The organism is Arthrobacter sp. SO3, assembly GCF_020532825.1.
GTDB lineage: Bacteria > Actinomycetota > Actinomycetes > Actinomycetales > Micrococcaceae > Arthrobacter.
On record NZ_MQTS01000231.1, the window covers coordinates 76,633 to 92,159 of the forward strand.

Genomic DNA, 15,527 nt, shown 5'->3' on the forward strand with positions numbered 1-15,527 from the left:
AAAGTAGGGAAGCCGCGTTTCCGGGACCCTCGCCGTTTGTTAACGTGCTGTGACGTTTGCCTATCGGCGCGTTTGTGGCGGCGTGAGGGGCGTCATGAGGCGTAGTGTGATGACCACCACGTGAGACGAATCCCAATGTCCATATAGTGGAACATTTGTCCACTGACTGGACGTCAGAACTTATTATGTAAGCATACGAATCCTTTTCCGGGCGGTCTCGAGCAGCACCGGTCCGGCCTTCATGAAAGCGCTACTACATGTCATCCACTGCCACTTCCGCAGAGCAGGGGTCCGCCAAACAGGTGAACTCGCGCGGCCGCGTCATCGTCGCCAGCCTGATCGGCACCACCGTTGAGTTCTACGACTTCTACGTGTACGCCACCGCCGCTGTGCTCGTCTTCCCGAAGCTCTTCTTCCCCGGCCAGAATGAGACCACCCAGCTGCTGGCCTCCTTCGCTGTGTTCGGAGTCGCGTTCATCGCCCGGCCGCTCGGCTCTGTTGTCTTCGGCCACTTCGGTGACAAGTTCGGCCGCAAGGGCACCCTGGTCGCATCGCTGCTGACCATGGGTATTGCCACCTTCCTGATCGGCTGCCTGCCGACGGCGACCGTTCCCGGCTGGACCTTCTGGGCACCGGCGCTGCTGGTTGTCCTGCGCTTTGCCCAGGGCCTTGCCCTCGGCGGGGAATGGAGCGGCGCGGCGTTGCTGGCCACCGAGAACGCCCCGGCGAACAAGCGAGCCATCTACGGCACGTTCCCGCAGCTGGGTGCGCCGATCGGCTTCATCATCGCCAACGTGATCTTCCTGGTCTTCAGCTACACCCTGACGCCCGAGGCCTTCATGGACTGGGGCTGGCGCGTGCCGTTCCTGCTCAGTGCCGTGATGGTCATCATCGGCCTGTACGTCCGGCTCAAGCTGATCGAGACCCCGGCCTTCACCAAGGTCCTGGAGTCCAACGAGGTCGCCAAGCTGCCGCTGGCCCGGGTCTTCAAGACCAGCTGGCGCCAGCTGATCCTGGGCACGTTCATCATGCTCGCCACCTACGTGCTGTTCTACCTGATGACCACGTTCACCTTGACTTACGGCACCCGCGCCGCCAGCCTGGACGCCGCTAAGGCCGCCGCCGAGAAGGCCGGCAAGCCGATGACGGAGGCCGCTGCAGCCGCGTTCGTCCCCGGCCTGGGCTACAGCCGCAACGACTTCCTCTGGATGCTGATTGCCGGCGTCGTGTTCTTCGGCATCTTCACCCTGGTCTCCGGCCCGCTGGCTGAGAAGTACGGCCGCCGCAAGATGCTGATCGCCGTGACCATCGGCATCTTCGCCTTCGGACTGCTCTTCGTCCCGCTGTTCAGCGCCGGCTTCGTCGGCACGATGGCCCTGCTGATCATCGGCTTCTCCCTGATGGGGCTGACCTTCGGTCCCATGGGTGCGCTGCTGCCGGAGCTGTTCCCGACGAACGTCCGGTACACCGGCTCCGCCATCAGCTACAACTTCTCCAGCATTCTCGGTGCGGCCGTGGCCCCGTTCATCGCCGTCTGGCTCTGGGAGATGGCGAAGGGCAGCTCCGTGCTGGTCGGCGTCTACCTCGCCCTTATGTCGGTGCTGACGCTGATCGCACTGTTCGTCAGCAAGGAAACCCGCGACCTGGACTACACCAACAACGTGGCCTGACGCTCCGGCCCAATTACTGACGGAAATGCCCGGCGTGTTCACCGAACACGCCGGGCATTTCCATGTCGGCTGCCGGCCGGGGTCAGCGCGCGTACTGCTCCACGAAGTTCTGCAGGATTTTCATGGGTTCCCTGGCCGTGAACCGCCGGGCCTCTACCATCAGCACTTCGGCGGATTCCGGCGGGAAGTATCCGGCATGGCGGTAGATGTCGATCCTGGTGACCAGACCCAGCGCATCGAGCTCGGGGTGGAACTGGGTGGCGTACAGGTTGGTCTTGATCCGGAACATGTGCACCGGGCAGGCAGCGGAGCTGGCCAGGAGCACCGCGTGGGACGGGAGGATGGTGCAGGCTTCCTTGTGGCCGCTGAAAGCCGTGAAGCTCTCCGGCATCCCGCGCAGGAGCGGGTCCACCAGCCCCTCCTCGGTCAGCGTGATGGTCACGCCGCCAAGCCCCTCGCCGTAGGTTCGGTCGATCATGGCGCCCTGGTGCCGGCCCAAGGTGCCGACCCCGTAGCAGGCGCCAAGGAAGGGAAAGTCCGCAGGCACGATCCGGTCGAGCAGGGCAGCAAGCTCATGCTCCACCCGGTGCTGTACTGCGCTTTTCTGCTCGGCGGGGTCGCTGGAGGTGAACGGGCTCCCGCCCACAATCACGCCGGAGTATTCGGAGAGGTCCAGCGGGGGCAGCGGAGCGGCTTCCATCCGGATGCGCCTCAGCTGTGAGGGTTCGAGTCCGCAGTAGCGGAGGTAGGCCTCGTATTCGTCCTCGGCGGCGGCGTCCTCGGCCCGGGAGGCAAGGAGCAGGAATGGCTTCACAGACCAAGTCTGCACGGGCGGGACACGGGGGCGCCAGAGGCGCGCCTGCGTCCCGCCCTTCGAGCTGCTATTCGGCGGCCGCGTCCTCGATCAGGGCGATGATGGCGCCCGCGGAGACGGTCTCGCCGGCGGCGGCGGACAGGCCGATCACGATTCCGGCGCGGTGCGCGGTGAGCGGCTGCTCCATCTTCATGGCCTCCAGCACCACCACGAGGTCGCCCTCGGCAACAAGGTCGCCCTCGACGACGGCCACCTTGACGATGGTGCCCTGCATGGGGGAGGTCAGGGCGTTGCCGCTGGCTGCCGCCACGGCGCCGCCGTTGCGGGAACGCTTCTTGGCTTTGGCCGGCTTGGCGGCGCCCGCTCCGCCTCCGGTGCCCAGCGACGCCGGGAGGACGACCTCCAGGCGCTTGCCGCCGACCTCGACGATGACGCGCTGGCGTTCGCCGGCGTCGGCCGCTTCAGCCTCGGTGCCGTTCGGGATCCAGGCGGGGATGTCGTTGACGAAGGCCGTCTCGATCCAGCGGGTGTGGACCTTGAACGGGCCCTCGGCGGGGGCGAAATCGGGGTTGGTGACGACGGCGAGGTCGAACGGAATGACGGTGGGGATGCCCTCGACCACCATCTCCTCGAGCGCGCGGCGGGCGCGCTGCAGGGCCTGCGGGCGGGTGGCGCCGGTGACGATCAGCTTGGAGAGCATCGAGTCGAAGTTGCCGCTGATGACGTCGCCCTGCTCCACGCCGGAGTCGATCCGGACGCCGGGGCCGGTGGGGTTCAAGAGCCGGGTGATGGTGCCCGGGGCGGGCATGAAGTTCCGGCCCGGGTCCTCGCCGGTGATGCGGAACTCGATCGAGTGGCCGCGGACCTCGGGGTCCCCGTAGCCGAGTTCCTCGCCGCGGGCCAGCCGGAACTGCTCGCGGACGAGGTCGATGCCGGTGACTTCCTCCGAGACGCAGTGCTCCACCTGGAGGCGGGTGTTGACCTCGAGGAAGGAGATGGTGCCGTCCTGGCCGACGAGGAACTCGCAGGTGCCGGCGCCGAGGTAGCCGGCCTCCTTGAGGATGGCCTTGGAGGATTCATAGAGCCGGCGGTTCTGCTCCTCGGTGAGGAACGGGGCCGGTGCTTCCTCGACGAGCTTCTGGTTCCGGCGCTGCAGCGAGCAGTCACGGGTGGAGACGACCACCACGTTGCCGTAGGCATCGGCGAGGCACTGGGTCTCGACGTGCCGCGGGGCATCCAGGAAGCGCTCGATGAAGCACTCGCCGCGGCCGAAGGCAGCGACGGCCTCACGCACGGCGGACTCGAACAGTTCGGGGATCTCCTCGCGGGTGCGGGCTACCTTGATGCCGCGTCCGCCGCCGCCGAAGGCGGCCTTGATGGCGACCGGCAGGCCGAACTTGTCCACGAACTCGAGGATTTCCTCGGCGGTCTCCACCGGGTCGGCGGTGCCGGGGACCTGGGGCGCGCCGACTTTTTCGGCGATGTGGCGGGCCTGGACCTTGTCGCCCAGGGCGGAGATCGCGGCGGGGGAGGGCCCGATCCAGGTGATGCCGGCGTCGATCACCTTGGCGGCGAACTCGGCGTTCTCGGCCAGGAAGCCGTAGCCGGGGTGGATGGCGTCGGCGCCGGAGCGGTGGGCCACCTCGATCAGCTTGTCCATCACGAGGTAGGACTCGGCGGCGGTGTTGCCGCCCAGGGCGTAGGCCTCGTCGGCGAGCTTGACGTGCAGCGCGTCACGGTCCGGGTCCGCGTAGACCGCAACGGAGGCGATGCCCTCATCGCGGGCTGCGCGGATGATGCGCACCGCGATTTCGCCGCGGTTGGCGATCAGCACCTTGCTCATAGGACGTGTGCCCGGCGGGGTGGCTACGGCGGTGCCCTCGTGGGCTGAACGCGGCACGGGATTTGCGGACTGCTCCGAATTTGCTGACAAGGCGTCTCCTTCTTTCCTTCAGGGAGCCTAGCGCGGTTTTGTGGGTTCCGCCGATATTACTTGCGGATTCCGCGCGTAAAGCGCCCGGCCTTTGTAGGGTTGCTACAAAGCTCTGCGAATTAGCTCACTCGGCCCGGAGCAGTGCGGGATCCGCAGCACCGCTGGTCCACAGTTCCGTGATGCCCACCTGCGCCTGGCCCAGCAGCCCGCGGAGGGTGGAAATGGACAGCCCGACGACGGCGTGCGGGTCGCCGTCGACCTTGCGGATGAAGGCCCCGCCGTAGCCGTCGATCGTGAAGGAGCCGGCGCACTGCAGCGGCTCCCCGGTCGCGATGTAGGCGTCGATTTCCCCGGCGCTCATCTCCATGAAATGGACCTCGGCGGAGGTGACGTGCCCGAGGGTCGCGCCGGAGCCAGCCGCCCCGGATTCATCGGAGCTCCCGGTGTCGCGGCAGTCGACGAGCCAGTGGCCGGTGTGCAGCACACCCTTGCTGCCGCTCATCCGGAGCATCCGCTCCCGGGCGACCTCGGCGGTGTACGGCTTCCCGTGCGCCTCGCCGTCGAACTCAAAGACCGAATCGCAGCCGATCACCAGCGCGCCGTCGGCTTCGGGCAGTGAGGCGACGGCCTCGGCCTTGGCCCGGGCCAGGAGCAGGGCGGTGTCGTGCGGGTCGGTCACGCCGTAGCGGGCCTGGACGGCGTCCTCGTCCACATCGGAGACGAGGATCTCGTGCCGGATGCCGGCGTCGGTCAGCAGCTTGGTGCGGGCGGGGGACTGGGAGGCAAGAATGAGGCGGGTCACCATTCCAGCCTAGTTCACCGCGGCACAGCAACGCGGGGTCACCTCCGGCCCATCCGGCGGCGGATTATGGGCGCTAGGTGACCCCGCGTTGCTGTGGGTGGGGCTTGAGCTTGTCGAACGCGGGGGCGCCCGTGCGCCGTCGCTCGCCGGCTTGCGCCTACGAGGCGGGTTGGGAGAGCCCCAGCCGGGGGAAGAGGACTTCGAACCCCTTGTTCAGGCCTCCGTTCAGCGCCGCGATTCCGTGTCCCCCGTCCGGGACCTCGTAATAGGTGACGTCCATTCCCGCGGCAGCTGCTGCTGCCGAGACATGACGGGCAGCCTCGAGGTAGACGGGGTCGTCGGTGGAGGCCGTGAAAATGGCCGGGGTATTGGGAAACCTCTGTTGTTTCAGGATGTTGACTGGTTTTTCGGCGTCGTAGGCCGCCTGGTTGCCGCCGAACACTTCGCGGAGGTTGGTCTCGGGGTTCTCGGCTCCGGGGTATTCTTCCCCGGAGATGTCCAAAACGTTGCCCCAGATCGAGGGGTACTTGGCGGCGAAGGAAATGGCGCACTGGCCGCCATGGGAATAGCCCGCGATGGTCCAGTATTTCGGGTTGTCAATGATGTTCAGGTGGCTTCGTGCCCAGTCGACCACGTCGCGGTTGACAAAGGTTTCCGGACGTCCGTGAAGGGGTGAGTCGAGGCACAGATTGTCGACCAGGGGGTCGCCAAGCTGGTCGGCAACGATGACGATCGGCGCCAGTCCGTCATGGTGTGCGGCGAAGTCGTTCAGGACCTCGGCGGCATGCTGGGGGTCCGGATCGCCGGGCTGTCCCATCATCAGAACCACCAGCGGCAGAGCCGGAGGGTTGGGGACCTGTGCTGCCGGGGGCAAGTACAGACCCGCCGGGCGGGAGGAAAATCCGGATATTTGCGGCGGGATGACCACTTGGGCCGTTGAACCCTCGGAGGGCATTCCTGCAGGCGCTTTCCAGGTCTCCCACAGCGGCTTCTGCGGTGCGGCGGCATGGGGTGTGGCTGGTCCCAAGTCAATCCTCGGGGCGAGGGAGACCCCCAGGAATGAGGCCAGGGTCGCGTTCAGTCCGTAATATGCGTTGATTCCTAAGGCAGCCGTGGCAGCGAAGGTGAGAGCTGCCACGGCTGCGAGCACCTTGCGCCAGGTGCCGGAGGCCCGGAGGTTTGCGCCGCAGAGGCCGAGGCCGGCGAAGAAGGCCATGGCCCAGATGCGCACGGGCCACCCGAGGGGACCGCCGAATGCGTGCATGATCCGCTCCGCCACCAGCAAGGCAACGGCCCCGACCGCGGCGCCGGCTGCGCCCGAGAGTACTGTCATGGCCATCGGCTTACGCGTGCGCCGCATCAGGAGAAAGGCGCAGAGGGCGACGCTGAGCACATATGACGCGACGATCAAGGGCCCGTCAATGATGTTGAGAGCCAGAATGAATTTTCCCATGGCACCTCCCGCCTGCTTGCGCGGCTGCCGTCCCGCCGGAAATGCGTCTTCCGGAGTGCCGGGCGGTGACACCGCTTTACCAATCCCGGACTTCCCGTCCGGTCCCCGCCGCTGATCATAGCGGCTGAAGATGGCTGCCGGCTGGGAATCCAGATCCCCAGCGTCCGTGATGACCAGCGTGCTAGATAAGCCCGGGTAGCCCATGCAGCTGACGACCGCCGTGCTTTCCGTCCCAAGGGGGCGGGCTGAAAGCACGGGCCATGCCAAAAAGAAGGAGGTGGGATGGAAGAGCTTTTCAACCTCCGCATCGTCGACCAGTCACTGCTCTACGCCAGCTATGCTCTATGCTCTCTCCGCGCTGGCGGCGATCTACCTGCTCGTGCGCCCAGTGCTGTTGCCGGGCCCGATCCGCTACGGGACTGCCGGGCCACGACGCCGCTTATGGATTATCACCGCCAAGGGAGTGGCCGGTGGCGCCGTGGCAGGCGCCGCTACCCTGTTCAGCCGCGAAGTCGTCCTGAACGTTTTCGGTCTGCCTCTGGAGGCTGACACCCGCACCTTGGTTATCGTTGCGTTCGCTGGCGTGGGGCTCGCCGTCGTTAAACTGTGGCGGTCACGCTGGTGGCGCAAAGTGGCCGCTGGGGATCAATGCCCGGTACGGACTGAAACCTGCGCTGGGAGCCATGCTGGGCGTGAACCAGATCAGCCAACTGGTCTTACCGAACCTCAACCCGGTGTAGCAGGCGCAGAGCGGGACAGCGTTGTGGCAGAGCTGGAAGCCCCCAGCGGGGATCCCATCTGCCGGACTGCGCGGCACGGTCACGATACCGGCAGACGCATCTGGTTTCCAAGCCCGCGACGCCTACTTGTATCTGCCGCCCGCGGCCCTGATCGACATCCGGCAGTCACCGGGACGCACCCGCGGGTGACGCCGTGCGCCGCGTCGCGTTGTCCCCGGCCTCGGACCGGCGTCCGTGAAGATTGCCGCAGGCGCTGGCGCCCGGACGCTTATCCGTTGTGCCCGTTGTGCCCGTTGTGCCCGTTGGCGTCCCTGGCGCCGGGGGCGGCCGCCAGGCTGCGGCGCGCGGCAGCCCGGGGTCGTTTGGGGCGGCGAAACATGCGGCGGACCAGGGCCAGACTTTCTCCGACGTTGATGGTGGGGAGGTAGGCCCTGGTGACGGCGTTTGCGATGGCGGGCAGCGACGCAGTGTCCGGATAGAGCATGTAGAGAGGTTCGTAGCGGGGCTGGAACTTCGCTTTGAACGCCAGCAGGGATCTGAACCCGTAGACCGGTTCCAGGTTTGCACCCAGCCAATCGAGAAGCCGGTCCAGGCCGCCGGCGGTCTCCGGGCCCGAAGGCGCGGGATGGTGCAGTTCGTCCGGGTTCACCCGGGCCAGGGGCGCGCCGGAGAGGCTGATGAATTGGCATCCTTCGTCCTTGAAGCGGAGCGCGGCGGAGGCAATGAGGAATTCGATGCCGGCACGGAATCCGGTGCTGCGGCGACGCATGTAGTCCAGGGTCCAGCCCTGGATGATGCCGTTGCGGTAGACGGGCAGCCAGGACAGGACAGCGTGGACCCTGTGTTGGCCGTCGATGGCGAGCAGCAGACGGACATCGGGGTCGTTGAGTTCGTCCAGGCCACCAAGGGTGAACCCCATCTCTGGCATCTTCTGGTCTGCCACCCATTCTTCGGAGATTTCCTGGATCTGGGCCAGGACCGAGAAGGGTGCGGTGGCGTATGTCGTCCACTCAGCGCGTATCCGGGCCTTTGCGGCGTTGTTCATAGCGGTGCGGATGTCCTGGAATTTCTTTCCCCTGAAGGACAGCGAGTCCAGCGGCAGGACGGTCTCCTGTGCCACCTGGACGGACCCCCAGCCGAGGGATACGGCGTGGTCGCGCAGGTCCAGTGGGACGGAATAGAAGCACGGTGTCCATCCCTGGCCGGTGCAGAACCGCGTGAACTCCACGAATGCGGCTTTACCCTGGGACCCGGGCCCGACAGGTACGCCCAGTGTCAGGGCGATCCCGGCGATGACACGGTAGGCGATGAAGACCTCACCGGTTGAGGAGAACCAGTAGCTGTTCCCCGGCCACGTCGTCATCCAGGACAGGTTGCTGCCCTCCTGTGTTTTGAGTATTTCCCGCGCGCGGGCGGCGCCGGCATGGTGTTGGATCAGGGCCGGGCGCAGGAACGTCTTAAGGACAAGGACGGCAGTCGTGGCCCAGAAGATCACGCCGATGCCTTCGTACAGCAGAACCGCCGCAGTGCTTTGGGGGAAGAACGCCGGGGAAACGTCCAGCATGTATCCCAGTGGCAGGAACCTGTCCGGAATGTCGGCCAGGAGTTCGGCGGCTCCGGGAACGGGCGTGAAGCCGCCGGAGAGGGCCAGCCCCGCGAGCAGGTAAAACGCCCCGAGGACCGCCCCGACGGTAAAAACCTGTGACGCCAGCCGGGTGTAGGCGCCCGGCGGTACCGCCACTTGGAAAAGTGGCCGTGCTATCAGCAAGAGAATGCTGAGGGCCACGGGCAGCAACAGCGGCAACACCAGGCTGACTGGATGTGAGTAGCCCAACGCTTCCATGGTGGCGATTCCCTCGACGGCGGCGGTGTCCGGTGCCGCCTGGTAGAGGACACCGGCAATGGTGATGCCGGCCAGTACGGACAGAGCCAGCTGGATCAGCAGGGCACCGGCCCAGGCGAAGCGGCGTCCACGGCGAAGACCATCCGCGAGCAGCAGCAACAGGAACGATGGGAGGATCGCCATGAAGAGGCCGCCGGCCCCGGCACGCAGCTGCAGTTGGGCGGCCGCGCATTCCTTGGCCTGCCTAGGGTCGGCGCAGAGGCCCTGGAGTGTCTCCGGGTCTAAGGGCTGGATGTTGGTAAACAGAAAACGCAGGACCGACAGGGGCCCGGCGGCGTGCGGTGTCAGGCCGGCGACGACGGGGCCGATGGCCGAGACCGCCACCAGAAGTGCGATCAAAACGCGTCCTTCATGCCGGGAGCTCACAGGACGGCCGAACCGGGGACGTCTGCCGAGCAGTACCGGGCCAAGGAGGGTGCCGGTACCTGCGGCGCCGAGCCTGACAAGGTCGGCGAATCCGCCGCTGTAGAGAGCCAGCAGTATCAGCAGGGCGAAGACCACCAGACGGACACGACGCCGCCACAGGGTCGGCATCATCGCCGTCCCCGCCATCGTCGCCCCGGTCATCAGTGCACTGGGGCCAAGGAACACGTGCCCGCTCATTTCCTGGGTCCAGGTCCCCATCGTCTGACGTGCGACGGCCAGGAACCCGAGAGCGGCCGCAATTCCGAGGATTTGGGGGACAAGAGCCGCCGCGGCGAACCGCAAGCTACCCATTCGGCGTTCAAAAGCCAGGCCGACGGAGAAAACCACGGCGCTTCCCAGAAGGTAAGCGGCCAGGTTCTGCGCCCAGAGGCCGGAGGTCAGCAGCGCCCACCAGTGGCCGGGCACGGAGTTCACCGTCGCTGCCACATGTGGCCGGAGGGGTCCGGTCGGGCCGGTGATGAGACTGGACGAAAGTGCACCCGCAGCCCAGAAGGCCAGGACAAACCCCACCGTCACCGGCGCGGCACGCAGTATTTTCAAGAGCCTCGGGCCGGACGATGCCGAGTTCGCTTGATCCGGCGGCAGCACTGGCAAGAGGTTTCCTTTCAGGGGGTCGGCATCAATACGCGCTCCAGAAGGTGCCCGAAGGTTGGTGGTCCACAGGCTCACGGCCCAAAATCGAGGTGTCGACTTCGTGCATCATATTCATAGTGGAGCGGCCGGAGCGCACGCAAAATCCACCAATTCGGGATCAATCACGGCTGCTGCTTCAGAGAGGAAGCATCAGGTGACGTCGCGGAGGCAGCACACTCAGAGAAACTGGGGTCAGCAGCGGACGCGCCTCTGGAATGCCGACAAGGAACAGCCGCCGCAACCGGATACGAATGCGCGGATGATTGTCGCAGGCTCTGGTTTCGACCAAATACATTCCTTCATTCTCCGATGCCTGGCTGGGAGCACCATGAGCATCAACCGCGATCGACGCGCGGGAGCGGCAGGGCTGGGGTGGTTTACGGCCGCCGGACTTTATGAGGCGCCGCGCGATACCCCGCACAAATGGCGAAGCTCCGGTCAAATAGCGGTTGACCGGAGCTTCGGTCCATTATGAGTGGGGGAACCTTGACGTTCGCTGGGAAAACCAGCCGAGCTTCTCGTAGGTGTCCGGGGGGCTGACCTTCCGGTCCCTCGCGGATCGGCCCGGGGGCTTGGCCGGGGGGGCGGAAGACCCTGTCAGCGGATGTTTGCCCGTGGTGGAGTTGAACGGGGATCCTACGGAGAATCGAGCAGCCCATGACTGGATGGCTAGTAGCAAGCCTTGGCACGGTTGGTGACGGAACGTATTTTGGCTGGGACGGCTTCACGATCCAGTCAGGAAACCTGATAGTGATCGTCGTGATGATCATCCTGTTCGTTCTGGCCCTGGTCCTTCCCTTTCCCGGCGGGAAGCGGCGGAAATGAGCGCCCACGCGACACCGCGGCCCGGGATACCGGCCGATGAAACTGACGCCCACACCTGGACCGGCAGGGCCCGCCAGTGGCTCTTGAAGAAGCTTCCTCCGGACAAGCTCTTGCCCGAGGACCAGCCAAGCTACGTGGCGTCCTGGGCGTACGTCTTCGGCATGGGGGCCATCGCTTCCCTGCTGTGGATCATCATCTCCGGAATCGTGCTGGGACTGAACGGACCCCAGTGGTATCACGTGTCCTCGCTGGGGAGCTTCGTCAACAGCACCCATTTGTGGAGCGTGGAACTCTTCTTCATCTTCATGGTGGTGCACCTGTGGCTGAAATTCTGGATGGCGGCCTGGCGCGGGGGCCGGGTCCTGACCTGGATCACCGGAGTGCTCTCCTTTGTCGTTTCCATCGTGGCGGCCTTCACCGGGTACCTGCTCCAGACGAACTTCGATTCCCAGTGGATTGCCTTTGAAGCCAAGGATGCGCTGAACGCGGTCGGGGTAGGCGCCTGGTTCAATGTGGCCAACGTCGGGCAGCTCTTCGCCTGGCACATCACGCTATTGCCCCTGGCCGTAGGTGCGGTGGTGGTCCTGCATGTCCTGCTGGTCCGGGTCCACGGCGTTGCACCGCCGCTTGAGGCCGCGGAGTCCGACGCCCAGCTGCTTCACCACCGCCCGGAGTCCACCCAATCTCCGGAGTCCACCGAATCCCGGGACGCAGTGCGATGACCCGGAAAAGCAGCAGCATCTCCTGGCGGAAGACGGACGACCTTGCCAGCCGGCCCTGGACGGGCAGCGTCCGCGAATATGACCTGATCAAGGAACTGATCATCGGTGTCGTGGTCGTCGGCCTGCTCGTGCTTGGCGTTTCCGCCATCTTCGGGTCCCCTGATGAGCCCAGCGTCAGCCTCAAAGCGTGGGCCACGGCCGCTCCGGCGGATTTCGTTGCCACCGCAACAAAGGAACTTGCCGGAACCAGCGATAGCGCGGGCTACGGGCCGCCCTACAACCCAACGCCGGACGCATCGCAGAAGATCGGCCCCGTGGACCTTCAAAGCCTCTCCGGCGTCCGCCTTCCGGTCGACAACGGCAACGACTTCGTGATCGCCCCGCTGGCGACGCTGCCGTCGCCGCCAGCCGACCTGGCACTCTGGACGGCCGCCACCGACCAGCAACGCTCGGACTGGGCAGCTGCCTATTCCATCGCCCTTGCTGCTGCTCCCGACAACGACCCCGCCAAGGTCGCCGACGGCGACTACGGCCCGGCCCCGGCGCTGACCGGGGCATTGCTGGACATGGCCCGCCAGGGCAGTCTGGACGGCGTGCTGCAGAACGGCGGAAACTTCTACAACACGGACTACACGCGAAGCCTCCTGTTTCTGGGAGACGGCAGCTATTTCCCTGGTCTTGCGGCAAGCCAGCACCTCTCCGGGGATCAATGGGGCGTGATGAACGAAACCGGCGATACTCCGGGGCAGTCCTGGCTGTGGCTCTTCTCGCTCCTTTACCAGGTGGAACCGTTCAAGTCCGCAGCTAATGCCGACGCCCTGGTCGTCGTGACGATGCTCGTGCTCACGGCATTGCTGACCTTCCTGCCGTTCATCCCCGGTCTCAGGTCGCTGCCACGGAAGATCCCTCTTCATCGTTTGGTCTGGAAGGACTACTACCGCAATCGTTGAGTCTGCCGGCAGGCCAGGGCGCCGGACACAAGACTGCCCGCCGATCCAGTGATCAGCGGGCAGTTGCGTGCCGACGGCGGACGCTAGCGTGCGGCGACCGTTTCAGGCTCAGCTTCGGGTGAGGCAGCTGCGGCGCGGGCCGGCTTGCGCAGCTTCGCGCCTTCAACGTCCACGTCCGGCAGGATGCGGTCCAGCCAGCGCGGGAGCCACCAGGCCTTCTCCCCGAGCAGGTACATCACGGCCGGGACGATCGTCATCCGGACCACGAACGCGTCAATGAGGACACCGAAGGCCATCGCGAAGCCGAGCGGCCGGACCATGTTCAGATGCGAGAAGATGAAGCCCGAGAACACGCTGACCATGATGATCGCAGCCGCGGTGACCACGGCGGCAGCGTGGCTGAAGCCCGAGCGGACCGCATGCTTGGCCGGTTCGCCGTGCATGTAGGACTCGCGCATTCCCGAGGCGATAAACACCTGGTAGTCCATCGCCAGGCCGAACAGCACGCCGATCAGGATGATCGGCAGGAAGCTCAGCACGGCGCCCGGGTTCTCGACGCCGAAGATGGTCCCCAGCCAGCCCCACTGGTAGACCGCGACGACGGCGCCGAAGGCGGCAGCGAGCGAGAGCAGGAATCCGCCGGTGGCCAGCAGCGGCACCCAGATGGAGCGGAACACAAGCAGCAGCAGGATCAGCGAGAGGCCCACCACGATCGCCAGATACGGCGGCAGTGCGTCACCGAGTTTGGTGGACACATCGACGTTCCCGGCGGTCTGTCCGGTGAGCCCGATGCTGACGCCGGTGCTGTCTTTGATCTGGCCCTTTTCGGCGCGGAGTTCGGAGACCACCTGCACAGTGCTGGCGCTGGCCGGGCCTTCGTTCGGGATGACCTGGAACACCGCGGTGCGGCGGTCCTCGCTAAGGGCCAGCGGCACGGCGGCGCTGACGTTCTGGGTCCCGCGCAGGATGTCCGCGACGTCGAACTGCTTGGCCTTCGCATCGGCTTCGCTGAGTCCGGCGGGGAGGTCGCCCACCACGATGATTGGGCCGGTCATCCCCTCGCCGAAGCTCCGTTTGGTGACGTCGTAGGCTTTGAAGGCCGGCGAGGAGACCGGCTCGGAGCTGGCGTCCGGCAGGGCGAGCCGGAGTTGGCTGGCCGGGAGCGCCAGGACACTGAGCAGCACCACACCGGCCAGCAGGGCCAGCCACGGGTGGTTGGTGACGATGCCGCCCCAGCCGTGGCTGCTGCGGTATTCGTCTTTGGCGTGGTCCTCGGTTTCGTGGCCCGGAGCGGCATTGTGCTTGTCCGCCTTGGCCCAGGCCCGCTTGGAGATCAGTTTCCGGCCCACGAGCGAGAGCACGGCCGGGGTCAGGGTCAGGGCGACGACGACGGCGACGGCCACCGTGGCGGCGGCGGAGAGTCCCATGACGGCCAGGAACGGAAGGCCCGGGACGACGAGGGCAGCGAGGGCGATGATGACGGTCAGGCCGGCGAAAAGCACGGCATTGCCCGAGGTGCCGGTGGCCAGCGCCACGGACTCTTCGGGGTCCATGCCGGAGAGCAGCTGCCCGCGGTGGCGGTTGACGATGAACAGGGAGTAGTCGATCCCGACGGCGAGGCCGAGCATCAGCGCCAGCATCGGGGAGATGGAACTCATGTCGAAGGCCCCGCTCAGGGCGAAGGTGGCGCCCACACCGACGGCGACGCCGACGACGGCCATCAGCAGCGGAAGCCCGGCGGCGACGAGGGTCCCGAGCATGATGATCAGGACCAGGGCCGCCACGGCGATGCCAAGGATCTCGGCGGTGCCAAAGAGTTCGGAGATGTCCTCGCTGATTTCCTTGCTGGGCAGCGCGGTCACGTTGGCGGCGGAAACCTCCTTGACGATGTCCTGGACTTCCTGGCGGACCTCGGGCTTGAGCCCGTTGATGGAGGTCTTGAACTGGATCTGCGCGATCGCAGCCTTGCCGTCCTCGGAGACGAAGCGGAGGCCCTTGGAAGCCTCCAGCTGGCGGGTGCCCAGGGCCAGCTTGGCTTCGCCGGCTTTCAGTTCCGTGGTGCCGGCGTCGATCTTGGCCTGACCTGCCGCGAGTGCTGTCTTCTGCTGGCCTAGCTGTGCCTCAATCGCAGCGGGCGGTAGTCCGGCGGCCGTCATCTGCTGTTCGGCAGCGTCGATCTTGGCCTTTCCTGCGGCGAGGTCGGCGGCAGCCTGGTCCAGCTGGGCCTTGCCGGCAGCGGACTGCTCCTTGCCCGCGGCGAGGTCTGTGGCCGCCTTGTCCAGCTGCGCCTGGGTGGCAAACGGGTCAACCGTGCCCTGGACCTCCGGAAGGGTCTTGAGCTTGGCGAGGGCAGCCGTGACGGCTTCCTGGCCGGCCGGGCTGAACCGGGCGTCGTTGGCTTCGAACACCACGCTGGCGGAACCGCCGGATGACGAGGGGAGCTCGCGCTTGAGCTTGTCCGCCATCTGCTGGGTTTCGGTGCCCGGGATCTGGAAGTTGTTGGACAGGGTGCCGTGGAAGGCGGCTGCCGCGCCACCGACGGCGACCAGGACGGCAAGCCAGACGGAAATGACGAGCCAGCGGTGACGGTAGGAGAACTTGCCGAGGCGGTAGAGCAAAAGTGCCATGTCAGTGCCGATCTGGGGAAGGGGTGGCG

General features: G+C 66.2%; 10 protein-coding genes. 4 read left to right on the forward strand and 6 right to left on the reverse strand.

Annotated elements, in window-relative coordinates:
• The first annotated feature begins 257 nt into the window (after positions 1-257).
• A complete protein-coding gene (locus tag BJQ90_RS19980; RefSeq protein WP_226761925.1) occupies positions 258-1,670 on the forward strand; it encodes an MFS transporter in 1,413 nt (470 codons plus the stop codon).
• A gap of 82 nt (positions 1,671-1,752) precedes the next feature.
• Here the strand turns inward: BJQ90_RS19980 and BJQ90_RS19985 are convergent, their stop codons facing one another.
• The 5 genes from BJQ90_RS19985 to BJQ90_RS20005 form a co-directional block, all read right to left on the reverse strand.
• Positions 1,753-2,484: a glutamine amidotransferase gene (locus tag BJQ90_RS19985; RefSeq protein ID WP_226761926.1), complete on the reverse strand. Its 732-nt coding sequence runs from the start codon at positions 2,482-2,484 to the stop codon at positions 1,753-1,755.
• Between the two features lie 67 nt (positions 2,485-2,551).
• Complete coding sequence (locus BJQ90_RS19990) at positions 2,552-4,327, reverse strand: acetyl/propionyl/methylcrotonyl-CoA carboxylase subunit alpha (protein WP_226761939.1); 1,776 nt, start codon at positions 4,325-4,327, stop codon at positions 2,552-2,554.
• 214 nt (positions 4,328-4,541) lie between these two features.
• Positions 4,542-5,219, reverse strand: coding sequence for a Maf family protein (locus tag BJQ90_RS19995; RefSeq protein ID WP_226761927.1), 678 nt, complete (start codon positions 5,217-5,219; stop codon positions 4,542-4,544).
• 157 nt (positions 5,220-5,376) lie between these two features.
• Positions 5,377-6,672: an alpha/beta hydrolase gene (locus tag BJQ90_RS20000; RefSeq protein WP_226761928.1), complete on the reverse strand. Its 1,296-nt coding sequence runs from the start codon at positions 6,670-6,672 to the stop codon at positions 5,377-5,379.
• A gap of 1,008 nt (positions 6,673-7,680) precedes the next feature.
• Positions 7,681-10,155 carry a phosphatidylglycerol lysyltransferase domain-containing protein gene (locus BJQ90_RS20005; protein ID WP_226761929.1) on the reverse strand — a complete coding sequence of 825 codons (2,475 nt, stop codon included), beginning with the start codon at positions 10,153-10,155 and terminating at the stop codon, positions 7,681-7,683.
• An 876-nt stretch (positions 10,156-11,031) separates the two neighbouring features.
• Between BJQ90_RS20005 and BJQ90_RS20010 the strand changes: the two genes are divergently transcribed.
• The 3 genes from BJQ90_RS20010 to BJQ90_RS20020 are packed head-to-tail and all read left to right on the forward strand — an operon-like array spanning position 11,032 to position 12,871.
• Positions 11,032-11,199, forward strand: coding sequence for a hypothetical protein (locus BJQ90_RS20010; RefSeq protein WP_226761930.1), 168 nt, complete (start codon positions 11,032-11,034; stop codon positions 11,197-11,199).
• On the forward strand, positions 11,196-11,921 hold the full coding sequence (locus BJQ90_RS20015; protein WP_226761931.1) for a cytochrome b N-terminal domain-containing protein: 726 nt from the start codon (positions 11,196-11,198) through the stop codon (positions 11,919-11,921). The genes BJQ90_RS20010 and BJQ90_RS20015 overlap by 4 nt, the downstream gene beginning before the upstream one ends.
• On the forward strand, positions 11,918-12,871 hold the full coding sequence (locus BJQ90_RS20020) for a hypothetical protein (RefSeq protein ID WP_226761932.1): 954 nt from the start codon (positions 11,918-11,920) through the stop codon (positions 12,869-12,871). Before BJQ90_RS20015 ends, BJQ90_RS20020 begins: the two co-directional genes overlap by 4 nt.
• Positions 12,872-12,954: 83 nt before the next feature.
• Here BJQ90_RS20020 and BJQ90_RS20025 read toward each other — a convergent pair whose 3' ends face one another.
• Positions 12,955-15,498, reverse strand: coding sequence for an MMPL family transporter (locus BJQ90_RS20025; RefSeq protein ID WP_226761940.1), 2,544 nt, complete (start codon positions 15,496-15,498; stop codon positions 12,955-12,957).
• Positions 15,499-15,527 lie beyond the last annotated feature (29 nt).

What these genes read in the sequence shown, in the direction of transcription:
- BJQ90_RS20010 (WP_226761930.1), top strand. Translation starts at nt 11,032, where the DNA reads ATGACTGGATGGCTAGTAGCAAGCCTTGGCACGGTTGGTGACGGAACG.
- BJQ90_RS19990 (WP_226761939.1), bottom strand. Translation starts at nt 4,327, where the DNA reads ATGAGCAAGGTGCTGATCGCCAACCGCGGCGAAATCGCGGTGCGCATC.
- BJQ90_RS20020 (WP_226761932.1), top strand. Translation starts at nt 11,918, where the DNA reads ATGACCCGGAAAAGCAGCAGCATCTCCTGGCGGAAGACGGACGACCTT.
- BJQ90_RS20000 (WP_226761928.1), bottom strand. Translation starts at nt 6,672, where the DNA reads ATGGGAAAATTCATTCTGGCTCTCAACATCATTGACGGGCCCTTGATC.
- BJQ90_RS19980 (WP_226761925.1), top strand. Translation starts at nt 258, where the DNA reads ATGTCATCCACTGCCACTTCCGCAGAGCAGGGGTCCGCCAAACAGGTG.
- BJQ90_RS20025 (WP_226761940.1), bottom strand. Translation starts at nt 15,498, where the DNA reads ATGGCACTTTTGCTCTACCGCCTCGGCAAGTTCTCCTACCGTCACCGC.
- BJQ90_RS20015 (WP_226761931.1), top strand. Translation starts at nt 11,196, where the DNA reads ATGAGCGCCCACGCGACACCGCGGCCCGGGATACCGGCCGATGAAACT.